Below are 12,118 nucleotides of genomic sequence, written 5' to 3' on the forward strand. Positions count from 1 at the left end.
TTTTTTTCATTGGCGTGCCCGTCGCGCGCCGAGCCTGGCGCTAGCGGCTCACGTCCAACGTGTACGTGTAGAACACTTCGTCTCGCACCCAGCCCATCGATTCGTAGAGCGACTGCGCCGTGGCGTTCGTTTTGGCGGTCGTCAAATCCATCCGCACCTTCCCATCGCCGCGCGCACGCTCATGCGCCGCCGCCAGCAACGCCTTGCCCACGCCGCCCCGCCGCGCGTTCGGCGCGACGAACAAATCGTAAAGCACGTATATCGGGCCTGCCGCCACCGAGCAAAATGACGGATAGAGCTGGCAGAAGCCGCCTAGCACGCCTGCGCCCGTATCCGCCACGAGGATGACCGATTCCGCATTTTCGGTTCTGGCGCGAATAAATCGTTCGGCTAGCGGCAAATCGGCGGGTTGCTCATAGAATTGTCGATATAAATCGAACAATCGAGCCGTTTCAGGCAAATCGCGCGGTTCGTAGCGGCGAATCGAAATCGAATCAGACATGCGGGGCATTAAGGAAAGGTTGAGAGCATGTAAAAGCCCCGGCGGCACAACGTGCTCGCCGGGGCTTTCCGGATACTACGAGAAGACGCAATAGTCGCGCTTACATATTCTCGATCATCACCTGACCGAAGCCCGAGCAGGAAACCTGCGTCGCGCCTTCCATCAGACGTGCGAAGTCGTACGTGACGCGTTTTTGCAGGATCGATTTTTCCATCGACGCGATGATCACGTCGGCGGCTTCCGTCCAGCCCATGTGGCGCAGCATCATTTCGGCCGACAGGATTTCCGAACCCGGGTTCACGTAATCCTTGCCCGCGTACTTCGGCGCCGTACCGTGCGTGGCTTCGAACATCGCCACGGAATCGGACAAGTTCGCGCCCGGCGCGATGCCGATGCCGCCGACTTGCGCGGCCAGCGCGTCCGAAACGTAGTCGCCGTTCAGGTTCAGCGTCGCGATCACGTCGTATTCGGCCGGACGCAGCAGGATTTGCTGCAGGAACGCGTCGGCGATCACGTCCTTCACGACGATGTCGTTGCCCGTCTTGGGGTTCTTGAACTTCATCCACGGGCCGCCGTCCACGAGCTCGGCGCCGAATTCCTTCTGGGCCAGCGCATAGCCGGCGTCACGGAACGCGCCTTCCGTGAACTTCATGATGTTGCCCTTGTGCACGAGCGTGACCGAGCGGCGGTCGTTGTCGATCGCGTACTGGATCGCCTTGCGCACGAGACGCTCGGTACCTTCGCGCGACACGGGCTTGACGCCGATGCCCGACGTTTCGGGGAAGCGGATCTTCTTGACGCCCATTTCCTCGCGCAGGAACTTGATGACCTTCTTGGCCTGTTCCGATTCGGCCGCCCACTCGATGCCGGCGTAGATGTCTTCCGAGTTCTCGCGGAAGATCACCATGTTGGTCTTCTCGGGCTCGCGCACCGGCGAGGGCACACCCTTGAAGTATTGAACGGGGCGCAGGCAGACGTACAGGTCCAGCTCCTGGCGCAGCGCGACGTTCAGCGAACGGATGCCGCCGCCGACGGGCGTCGTCAGCGGGCCCTTGATCGACACGACGTAGTCCTTGAGCACCTGCAGCGTTTCCTCGGGCAGCCACACGTCGGGACCATAGACCTTCGTCGCCTTCTCGCCCGCGTAGATTTCCATCCAGTGAATCTTGCGCTTGCCGCCGTACGCCTTCTCGACTGCCGCGTCCACCACCTTGATCATCACGGGCGTGATGTCGAAGCCCGTGCCGTCCCCTTCGATGTAGGGAATGATCGGCTGGTCGGAAACGTTGAGCGAGAAGTCCGCGTTGACGGTGATCTTGTCACCGCCCGTCGGAACCTTGATGTGCTGATACGGCATGATCGACTCCAGTGTTGGCTGTGCGGGTGGAAAGCAATGATGTGCGGTAACGGCGCACCCGGGGCGCAGTCTCCCGAGCGCTGACGCGCAGCACTTGCCCAATCTTCGGTTCGGCGCGCTCGATACGGCCGCGCCAATGCGGCTGGATGGCTATTCTAGCCCACGTCCGATCCGCGGCGGCTGCGATGCGCGCCGCACGAATCGATTCGGTTCGAGCACACCCGACGCACCGCATGCGGCACGCGGCGCCACGGGAAGATAGAGGGCAAAGCGAGGCGGTCGGTCTTGGGTCTTATATAAGACAAAAGACTTGGGCGTTCCGTATTATGCATTAAGATTCCGCCATTTGCCATAGAGGGCCGGCCAGCTCCATGCCGCGCCCGTTATGCGCGCCCGAACCGCATCCTGTTCGGGAAGGCTTCTTTCCGTGCTTGCATCCGCGCGCTTCGCTTCGATCGACGTCATGCGACTTATCGCCCTCAACAAACCGTTCGGCACCATCTGCCAGTTCTCGGCCCACGAAACGCGCCCCTCGCTCGGCGATTGGGTCCATGTGCCGGGCGTCTATCCGGCAGGCCGGCTCGACGCGGACAGCGAGGGGCTGCTGCTGCTCACCGATGACGGCGCCCTGCAAGCGCGCATCGCCGAACCGCGCCACAAGCTCGTCAAACGCTACTGGGCCCAAGTGGAGGGCGCGCCTGACGAAGCGGCGCTCCTCAAACTCGCGGCCGGCGTCGACTTAGGCGACTATGTGACGCGGCCGTGTCAGGCGCGCGTCATCGACGCACCTGCCGACATCTGGCCGCGCGTGCCGCCGATCCGCTACCGCGCCGCGATTCCCACGACGTGGGTCGAACTCGCGATCACCGAAGGCAAGAATCGCCAGGTGCGGCGGATGACGGCCGCCGTCGGGTTTCCCACGCTTCGGCTCGTACGGGTGGGCATCGGCGCGCTCGATCTGATGGCGCTCGGCCTAGCGCCCGGGCAGTGGCGAACGCTTTCGCCCGACGCGCCATGGGACGGTTCGCCGCGGCGAACCGGCGCAAAATGACTGGCGGATTAAGCCGGATATCGGTTAAGCCCTTGCCTAAGCAGGATTTTTCACCGGGTCGCATGCATCCGGATCAAACGAGCGCGTCCGAATTGGCCGGGTTCGGCGTCCGCTTTCGCCGGGTGCTTCGCTAAATCGAATAAATCGCGTCAACCGTCCGCGCAACTCGCGCGTTATCCGACGCAGATGCCGCTTAAAGCTATCCGGCATTCGCCTTCGGCCCCGCCGCCGTGCCGTTTCCGCAGTACGGAGCGTCGACCGAAGCGCCCGCAGACGCGTCGTCAATTTTGTTCGATGCGGCTGTCAACCGAAAGGTGGATGGCGCGTTTACCGACATGACTCATTGACCGGGTCATTTGGTTAATTAACTAAAGCTGAGGATTTACAAATGAGCAAACTGATCGCCGCTCTGGTCGCTGGCCTGTTCGCAACGGCTGCTTTCGCACAAGCTTCGGCTCCGGAAGCTTCGGCTCCGGCAGCTGCTTCGGCTCCCGCCAAGCACGTCAAGAAGCACGCCAAGAAGCACCACGCCAAGAAGGCCGCCAAGGCTGAAGCCGCTTCGGCCGCTTCGGAATAAGTTTCTTGTAGCAACGCAGTCAAGAACAAGCAGTACTGCCGTTCTTCACGGCGTTGAAGGCAGGTGGCCGCAAGGCGCCTGCCTTTTTCTTTTTCCGGGCTCGGGCTTTGCGTCTGCCGTGCCCGCTCGCGTAACATGCGCGGGTTCTCGTCGTCGAAAAGGAGTGGTGTCGTGCGATTTTCGTTTCGCTCGTGGATGGCGCGCCTAGCGCTTCGCTTCGCTTTGCCCGCCTGCGCGCTCGCGGCGGCAACGTTCGTACCCGGCGCGGCCTTCGGGCAGGCCCTGCCGGCGGGGGCCAAGCCGCCCGAGGCTTTCCCGCACGTGAAACTGACAGCGGGCATGTTCGTCATCGACGCAGCCGTGGCCGCCAACGATCCCGACCGCGAACAAGGTCTCATGTATCGGACGCAGCTCGCGCCGAACGAGGGGATGCTGTTCGTCTTCGGTGAAACCGCCGTCCATTGCTTTTGGATGAAGAACACGCTGATCCCGCTGTCGATCGCGTTCATGCGCGCGGACGGCACGATCACGGACATCGACGAAATGCAGGCGGAGACGACCAACAACCATTGCCCGCGCAACAACGGGGTCTATGCGCTCGAGATGAGCAAGGGTTGGTTCGCGGCCAAGGGCATCAAGCCCGGCATGAAGATCGACGGACTGCCGCGGCCGCAGTAGCGCCGCGACCTTCCGATCATCGCGACCGCCCGAGGCCGCATGCGCATCGCGACATCGGCACGGCCGGTGCGCGATGCCGGCGCCGCTATCGCCAGCCGCGCGAATTCACGGTGGTACCGGTCCTCTGATATTTCTCGCAGTTGCCGCAACGCGTATCGCGTGATTTACTGTCAACCAACAAAACAATAACGACCTTAAATCACCGAATCAATTTAAAGCCTCGAAAGATAATCGTGCCTTCCGCGTTTCGATAAGAACCGGATCCTCGACGTAATCGACCAACCGCTCGGCACTCGGCGCAGCGCCTCTTCCGGTCTGCTCGTTAGGCGCGGCGGGCGCGCGCCCACGCATGCTAGCCGCGCGGCTGTCGTTATCTTTCCTCTCTTTGACGGCTCGTTGAAAGAGGGCTGATCCGTTCGCCATTCGGATACTGCGCCCCAGGCATTTCGACGCTTGACCGCGCCACCGGCCCACATCCGCGCCGGTTCGTTCGAATATGCGTCGATTAATCACTTCCATAATCCGTTCAATTAATCAGAAGCCAAATCGAATGAGGGGTTTGAAATGAAGAAACTCGCACTGTCCGCGGGCGTTGCGCTGATCGGATCGACGATCGCAGCCGGCGCCGCCGCGCAGCACGTCAAATCGCTAGGGGCGCTGACACAATTCGTGCAGCCCGCGCAGAGTTCGGAGGCGGCCGGCACCATCGACTTCGAGCATGCGTTGCCGATGCCGCTTCCGAACCCTGGCTTCGTGCCGCCGACGAGAGAGGAGTCGCTGCTTCTCGCGCCGTCCAAGCTGGGCGCGCCCGGCCACATGGCCGGCGGTGTCGGCAACGGCAAACGCGAATCGACTCGGATCGCCCGGCCGCTCGCCTTGAGCACCGAGGACGGCGTCGCTCCGCAGGAATTCGGGACGTCGTCGCAACCCTTCACGACCAACCGCGTCGACGCGCTCGGAGACAATACCCAGTTCTATTACGCCTTTCGGCCTACCGGTAAATTGTTTTTCAACATCGGCTCGTCCACCTACCTGTGCTCGGCCTCGCTCATCAAGCCCGGCGTCGTCGTCACCGCCGCCCATTGCGTCGCGAACTTCGGCCGGCAGCAGTTCTACTCGAACTGGCGGTTCGTGCCGGCCTACAGCAACGGCAGCGCCCCTTACGGCGTATGGTCCGCCGCTTCGGCGGTCGTCATGACGGCCTACTACAACGGAAGCGATCCCTGCGCGGTGAGCGGTGTCGTCTGTCAGGACGACGTCGCCGTTCTCATCCTCTCGCCCCAAAGCGGCGTGTACGCCGGCAATCGCGCGGGCTGGTACGGCTACGGATGGAACGGCTACGGCTTCAACGGCTCGGCGCAGGCGCTGATCAACCAGCTCGGGTACCCGGTCGCGCTCGACGGCGGCCTGCTGATGGAGCGCAACGACTCGCAGGGCTATCGCGCCCCGGGCTTCTCCAATAACACCGTCATCGGATCGCTGATGACCGGCGGCTCCAGCGGCGGCCCGTGGCACGTCAACCTCGGCATGGCGCCCAGCCTCGCGGGGACGAGCTTCGGCAGCGCCGCCGCGCGCAATACCGTCGTTGGCGTGACGAGCTGGGGCTATACAGACCCGGCGGTGAAGCAGCAAGGCGCGTCCCCGTTCACGAGCGGCAACATCGTGCCGCTCGTCAACACCGCCTGCTCGGCAGCCCCAGGGGCCTGTTGAACCCATTGGCACAAGCTCGCGAACGGACGAAGGACGGCGAACGAATGCGCCGTCCTTCGTCCCGGTGAACACGTCGTTTTCCGCGGAAATTTCACGCCGTCCCCTCGCTTTCCCTCCTCCCTCGCCGGCGCCGGACGGCCCGTCGCGGCGCTCGCGACCGCGCCGCGGGCGCGCCAGGTCTTTGCCCCGCTCGCCTCGGGGCTTCTTGCGTCGTCCCTGCAAAAGCCTTGGGCAAGCGCTATGCTTGTAAGGCTGTCTGCAACACCGCACGTGCCGCACGGTCCGGGGCCAGCCCGGTAAGTTCGCGGCGCCCACATTCCAAGGAGATTGACGTGCCCCGCAAGACTCCCATCGAGCGCTACCGCAACATCGGCATCAGCGCTCACATCGATGCCGGCAAAACCACGACCACCGAACGCATCCTGTTCTACACCGGCGTGAGCCACAAGATCGGCGAGGTTCACGAGGGCGCGGCGGTCATGGACTGGATGGAGCAGGAACAGGAGCGCGGCATCACGATCACGTCGGCCGCCACCACGGCGTTCTGGAAAGGCATGGCCGGCAACTATCCGGAGCACCGGATCAACATCATCGATACGCCGGGGCACGTCGACTTCACGATCGAAGTCGAACGCTCGATGCGCGTGCTCGACGGCGCCTGCATGGTCTACGATTCGGTGGGCGGCGTGCAGCCGCAGTCCGAAACGGTTTGGCGCCAAGCCAATAAGTACAAGGTGCCGCGCATCGCGTTCGTCAACAAGATGGACCGCGTGGGGGCCGACTTCTTCCGCGTTCAGCGCCAGATCGGCGAACGCTTGAAGGGCGTCGCCGTGCCCATCCAGATCCCCGTCGGCGCCGAGGAGCATTTCCAAGGCGTGATCGATCTCGTCAAGATGAAAGCGATCATCTGGGACGAGGAAAGCCAGGGCGTGAAGTTCGAATACCAGGACATCCCCGAGAACCTGCGCGCAACGGCCGACGAGTGGCGCGAAAAGATGGTCGAGGCGGCCGCGGAAGCCAGCGAGGAACTGCTCGAGAAGTACCTGAACGATCACACGTCGCTGACCGAGGCCGAAATCAAGGCCGGCTTGCGCAAGCGCACGATCGCCAACGAGATCGTGCCGATGCTGTGCGGCAGCGCGTTCAAGAACAAGGGCGTGCAGGCGATGCTCGACGCCGTGATCGACTATCTGCCCTCGCCCATCGACGTGCCCGCCATCATGGGCCACGACGAGGACGACAAGGAAGCCGAGCGGCATCCGAGCGACGACGAGCCGTTCTCGGCGCTCGCGTTCAAGATCATGACGGACCCGTTCGTCGGTCAGCTCATCTTCTTCCGCGTCTACTCGGGCATCGTCAATTCGGGCGACACCGTCCTCAATTCGACGAAGGACAAGAAGGAGCGCATCGGGCGGATCCTGCAGATGCACGCCAACGACCGCAAGGAAATCAAGGAAGTCTATGCGGGCGACATCGCGGCCGCCGTCGGCTTGAAGGAAGCGACGACCGGCGACACGCTGTGCGATCCGGCCAATCCGATCATCCTCGAGCGAATGATCTTCCCCGAGCCCGTGATTTCGCAGGCCGTCGAGCCGAAGACGAAGGCCGACCAGGAAAAGATGGGCATCGCGCTCAATCGCTTGGCGCAGGAAGACCCCTCGTTCCGCGTGCAGACGGACGAGGTATCGGGCCAGACGATCATCTCCGGCATGGGCGAGTTGCACCTCGAAATTCTCGTCGATCGGATGAAACGCGAATTCAACGTCGAGGCGACGGTCGGCAAACCGCAAGTGGCGTACCGCGAAACGATCCGCACGAGCGCGGAGGATGTCGAAGGCAAGTTCGTCAAGCAGTCGGGCGGACGCGGCCAGTACGGCCATGTCTTCATCAAGATGGACCCGCAGCCGCCGGGCAAGGGCTACGAGTTCGTCGATGCGATCAAGGGCGGCGTGGTGCCGCGCGAGTACATTCCGGCGGTCGACAAGGGTATTCAGGAAACGCTCAAGAGCGGCGTGCTGGCGGGCTATCCGGTCGTCGACGTGAAAGTCACGCTCACGTTCGGTTCGTACCACGACGTCGACTCGAATGAAAACGCCTTCCGCATGGCCGGCTCGATGGCGTTCAAGGAAGGCATGCGGCGCGCGAAACCGGTGCTGCTCGAACCGATGATGGCCGTCGAGGTCGAGACGCCGGAGGATTTCATGGGCAACGTGATGGGCGACCTCTCGGGCCGGCGCGGCATCGTGCAGGGGATGGAAGACATCGCGGGCGGCGGCGGCAAGGTCATTCGCGCCGAGGTGCCGCTCGCCGAGATGTTCGGCTATTCCACGTCGCTGCGCTCGCTCACGCAAGGCCGTGCGACGTACACCATGGAGTTCAAGCACTACGCGGAAACGCCGAACAACGTGTCGGACGCGATCGTCAACGCGAAGGGCAAGTAACGTCCACGTGAAGCGCCCTTGCTTGGGCCATCGAGCCCTTGCGGGGCGCGGGCGTAGCGCCCTTCCGATAAGAACCGGAACCCCATCGATGAAGATAGCCGCCGCGCTTCGCCTCGCTTTGGATGCCGCCCGCCGCGATGCCGGCGAACTCGGCAACCACGCCATCGACGAATATCTCGCTCACCGCTTGTCCCGCCGCGATTTGCTGCGCTATGCGAGCGTCTTGGGCGTATCGAGCGTCGCACTCGCGGCCGGCGGCCTCGTCGTCCCGCGGCAAGCGCTCGCGCAAGGAACGAGCGGCCCCGCGGCGAACGCGACGATCCGCGTGGCGCACCTCACGCCCGCCGGCCGCGTCGACCCCTTGACGGTCGCCGATGCGGCGGGGCTTTGCCTCATCGCCCAAACGGGCGAGTTCCTCGTGAACGATGAAGGCGATACTTCCACCTTGAAGCCGGCCCTGGCGCTTTCGTGGCAGTCGAACGACAAAGGCGATGTCTGGACATTCAAGCTGCGACCGAACGTGAAATTCCACGACGGTCAGCCATTGACCGCGAAGGACGTGACCGCCACCTTCGACCGGCTCTCGGATGCCAAGAGCGGATCGGCGGCCCTGTCGGTTTTCAAGGGCGTGCTGTCCAAGGGCGGCGCACGCATCGTCGACGACCACACCGTCGCGTTCCATCTCGACGCGCCGAACGGCAACTTCCCGTACTACGTGTCGTCCGACAATTACAACGCCGTGATCCTGCCCGCGAGCTTCAAAGGCGATTACGAGGCGAGCTTTATGGGCACCGGGCCGTTCAAGCTCGAGCGGTACGAGGCCAAGCGCGGCGCATCGTTCGTGCGAAACCCCGACTACTGGGGCGATAAAGCCCTGCCCGCGCGCGTGCAGTTCGCCTTCTACGCCGATCAGCAAGCGCAAATCCTCGCGCTTCAGGGCAGGCAAGCCGACGTCATGGGCGATCTGACCGTGCAAGGCGGCCTGGGCATTCTCAACAATCCGGAATTTACCGTGCAAGGCGTGAAATCGAGCGCGCACCGGCAGATTCACATGCGCTGCGATACGGCGCCGTTCAACGACAAGCGCGTGCGCCAGGCACTCGCGCTCGCCGTCGATCGCGACGTGCTCGTGCGCGGACTCTTCAAGGGTCGCGCCGTCGTCGGCAACGACAGCCCTTTCGCGCCGACCTTTCCTTCGACGAATGCATCGATTCCGCAGCGGCGCATCGACATCGCCAAAGCAAAGAGCTTGCTCGCGCAGGCGGGGCACAGCAACCGCATCGCGGCCACGCTCACCACCGAAAAATTCATGGAGATTCCCGATTTGGCCGTCGTGCTGCAAAACGAAGCCAAGGCCATCGGCATCGACCTCGCATTGAAGGTCGAAAGCCAAAGCCAGTACTACGGCAAAGGGACGTTCGGCAGCTCGGATTGGCTCGACGCGCCGCTCGGCATTACCGACTACGGCCATCGCGGCGTCCCGAACCTGTTCTTGAATGCCCCGCTCGTCAGCAACGGCGCATGGAACGCCGCGCATTTCAAGAACCCGCAATACGACAAACTCGTGGGCGAGTTCGTCGGCGCGGTCGACGTCGCCTCGCAAAAGCGCATCGCGGGCGAAATCGAAACGCTGCTGCTGGACGAAACGCCGATGATCATTCCGTACTTTTTCGATCAGCTCGTCGCCACGCGCAAGAACGTGACGGGCGTGCGCTTCACGGCGATTTCGCAGATGTATTTCGACCGCGCGCAATTGAAGGCCTAGGTGGGCGCGCGTGTGCGCGACCTTGCTTGATTGGCAGCCCTGAGTATTGACGAACCGCTTATCGCTCCGACGATGTCAGACACTGCCGTATTGTTCCGCCGACGCGCCGCGCGCGGCAGCGCCGAGCGCATCGCGCGTTTTCTCGCGGGCAGGCTTCTCCTGTCGCTCGTCACGCTGTGGCTACTGTCGATGATCGTGTTCGCTCTCGGTCAACTGCTGCCCGGCGACGTGGGCCGAGCGATCCTCGGCCCGCTCGCCGACGCACGCGCCGTGGCCGCGCTCGACCATCAACTCGGCGTGGACCGCCCCGTGCTCACTCAATACGGGCATTGGATCGGCCACTTCCTGCGCGGCGATATGGGCAACTCGTACGCCTACCGGTCCCCCGTCGCGCCGTTCATCGGTCATGCCCTGCTCAATTCGGCCAAGCTCGGCGCACTCGCCTTCTCGATCGTCGTGCCGCTCGCGATCGCGGCGGGCGTCTGGGCCGCGCTGCACGCCGGGCGCTGGCTGGACCGCACGATCATGATCGTCGGTCTATCGGCCACGGTCGTGCCGGAGTTCGTTTCCTCGATCACCCTCATTCTCGTTTTCGGCGTGTGGCTGCGCTGGTTGCCGAGCGAGGCGGGCTATCCCGATGACGCCGGGTTCGGCACTATCTTGCGTCACCTGATTCTGCCCGCGCTGCCGCTCGTTTTCGTCTTCTTCGGCTATATCGCAAGAATGGCGCGCGCCGGCACGGTCGAAGCGATCGACGCCGACTTCACGCGGACAGCGATACTCAAAGGACTACCCGGGCATGTCGTCATCGTGCGTCACGTGTTGCCCAATGCGCTCATGCCTACGATCACCGTGGCCGCGACGCAACTCGGCTATATGGTGGGCGGGCTCGTGGTGGTCGAGACGCTGTTTCACTATCAAGGCATCGGCTCGCTGATCTACAACGCCGCCACGGCGAAGGATTTCCCCATGCTGGAGGCCGGCGTGCTCACGGTGGGGGTCGTCTACGCGCTCGCCAATCTCATCGCCGATGCCCTCATCGTCACGCTCGATCCACGCATGCGGCTGGGAGGCGCGCAATGAACGGCGCCGTGCAACCGCAAGACGCGCAGCAAGCGCCGGCCAACGATCGCCCCGTTGCGGCGCAACGCTTCGAAGTGCTGCTTGCGCTCGTGCGTTCACCCAGCTTCCTCGTGGGCGCGGCCATCCTCGCGGTCTGGATCGGCTGCGCGATTTTCGGTCCGCTTCTTACCCCATACGATCCGTACGCATCCGATCCGCTCAATTCGCTGATCCCGCCCGAGCGCGCGCACTGGTTCGGCACGGATCAACTCGGCCGCGACGTGTTCTCCCGCGTCATCGTGGGCGCGCGCGACATCTTGACGATCGCGCCGCTCGCTACGCTCGTGGGCACGTTCGCCGGAACGGCGCTCGGGCTCGTCGTGGGGTATTTCGGCGGCTGGCTCGACAATGGCATCGGACGCCTGATCGATGCACTGCTCGCGCTGCCGCTCGTCGTGCTGGCGCTGGCGGCGCTGGCCGCGCTCGGCGCATCGAACACAGCCGTGATTCTGGTCATCGGGCTCACCTTCATGCCGATCACCGCGCGCACGGTGCGCACGGCGGTTCGCTCGGAGCGCCATCTCGACTATGTCGACGCGGCGCAACTCAGGGGCGAGCGCCCGCTCTACATCATGTTCGCGGAGATTTTGCCGAACGTATTGCCGCCGATCGTCGTCGAGGCGACGGTGCGGCTCGGTTATGCGATCTTCGCCGTCGCGACCCTGTCGTTTCTCGGATTCGGCATTCAACCGCCATCCGCGGACTGGGGGCTCGCGCTGTCCGAATCGTATTCGCTGATGACGGGCGGCGCGTGGTGGACCGTCGTGTTCGATGCCGCGGCCATCGCGACGCTCGTCGTGGGCGTCAATTTGATCGCCGATAGCGTACAGGGGGTCCTGCACGAATGATCGCTCCTGCGCACCGCGCCTATCCGGCTTTCGAATCGGCTCCGCACGGCGAGCACGATGCGCTCGC

Annotated in this window: 10 protein-coding genes; 8 read left to right on the forward strand and 2 right to left on the reverse strand. The window is 63.7% G+C overall.

The window, feature by feature from the left end:
• Positions 1-40: 40 nt before the first annotated feature.
• Both ACTHNR_RS01435 and icd read right to left on the reverse strand, forming a co-directional pair.
• A complete protein-coding gene (locus ACTHNR_RS01435) occupies positions 41-502 on the reverse strand; it encodes an N-acetyltransferase family protein (protein WP_440545624.1) in 462 nt (153 codons plus the stop codon).
• Between the two features lie 100 nt (positions 503-602).
• A complete protein-coding gene (gene icd / locus ACTHNR_RS01440) occupies positions 603-1,859 on the reverse strand; it encodes an NADP-dependent isocitrate dehydrogenase (protein WP_440545625.1) in 1,257 nt (418 codons plus the stop codon).
• 463 nt (positions 1,860-2,322) lie between these two features.
• Between icd and ACTHNR_RS01445 the strand changes: the two genes are divergently transcribed.
• The 8 genes from ACTHNR_RS01445 (at position 2,323) to ACTHNR_RS01480 (ending at position 12,051) form a co-directional block, all read left to right on the forward strand.
• Positions 2,323-2,910 (forward strand): pseudouridine synthase, encoded by a 588-nt coding sequence (locus ACTHNR_RS01445; RefSeq protein ID WP_440545626.1) that lies wholly within the window; start codon positions 2,323-2,325, stop codon positions 2,908-2,910.
• A 388-nt stretch (positions 2,911-3,298) separates the two neighbouring features.
• On the forward strand, positions 3,299-3,487 hold the full coding sequence (locus ACTHNR_RS01450; RefSeq protein WP_440545627.1) for a hypothetical protein: 189 nt from the start codon (positions 3,299-3,301) through the stop codon (positions 3,485-3,487).
• Positions 3,488-3,658: 171 nt separating this feature from the next.
• On the forward strand, positions 3,659-4,165 hold the full coding sequence (locus tag ACTHNR_RS01455) for a DUF192 domain-containing protein (RefSeq protein ID WP_440545628.1): 507 nt from the start codon (positions 3,659-3,661) through the stop codon (positions 4,163-4,165).
• A gap of 564 nt (positions 4,166-4,729) precedes the next feature.
• A complete protein-coding gene (locus tag ACTHNR_RS01460; RefSeq protein ID WP_440545629.1) occupies positions 4,730-5,875 on the forward strand; it encodes a trypsin-like serine peptidase in 1,146 nt (381 codons plus the stop codon).
• A 332-nt stretch (positions 5,876-6,207) separates the two neighbouring features.
• The gene (fusA, locus tag ACTHNR_RS01465) at positions 6,208-8,316 is read left to right on the forward strand and encodes an elongation factor G (protein WP_440545630.1); all 2,109 of its coding nucleotides are present in this window, start codon (positions 6,208-6,210) and stop codon (positions 8,314-8,316) included.
• Between the two features lie 88 nt (positions 8,317-8,404).
• The gene (locus ACTHNR_RS01470; protein ID WP_440545631.1) at positions 8,405-10,081 is read left to right on the forward strand and encodes an ABC transporter substrate-binding protein; all 1,677 of its coding nucleotides are present in this window, start codon (positions 8,405-8,407) and stop codon (positions 10,079-10,081) included.
• A 72-nt stretch (positions 10,082-10,153) separates the two neighbouring features.
• Entirely contained in the window at positions 10,154-11,164 is a 1,011-nt protein-coding gene (locus tag ACTHNR_RS01475) for an ABC transporter permease (RefSeq protein ID WP_440545632.1), read from the forward strand.
• The gene (locus ACTHNR_RS01480) at positions 11,161-12,051 is read left to right on the forward strand and encodes an ABC transporter permease (RefSeq protein WP_440545633.1); all 891 of its coding nucleotides are present in this window, start codon (positions 11,161-11,163) and stop codon (positions 12,049-12,051) included. Before ACTHNR_RS01475 ends, ACTHNR_RS01480 begins: the two co-directional genes overlap by 4 nt.
• The last annotated feature ends 67 nt before the right edge of the window (positions 12,052-12,118 follow it).

The sequence above is a fragment of the Trinickia sp. genome (genome assembly GCF_051954495.1).
Classification (GTDB): domain Bacteria; phylum Pseudomonadota; class Gammaproteobacteria; order Burkholderiales; family Burkholderiaceae; genus Trinickia.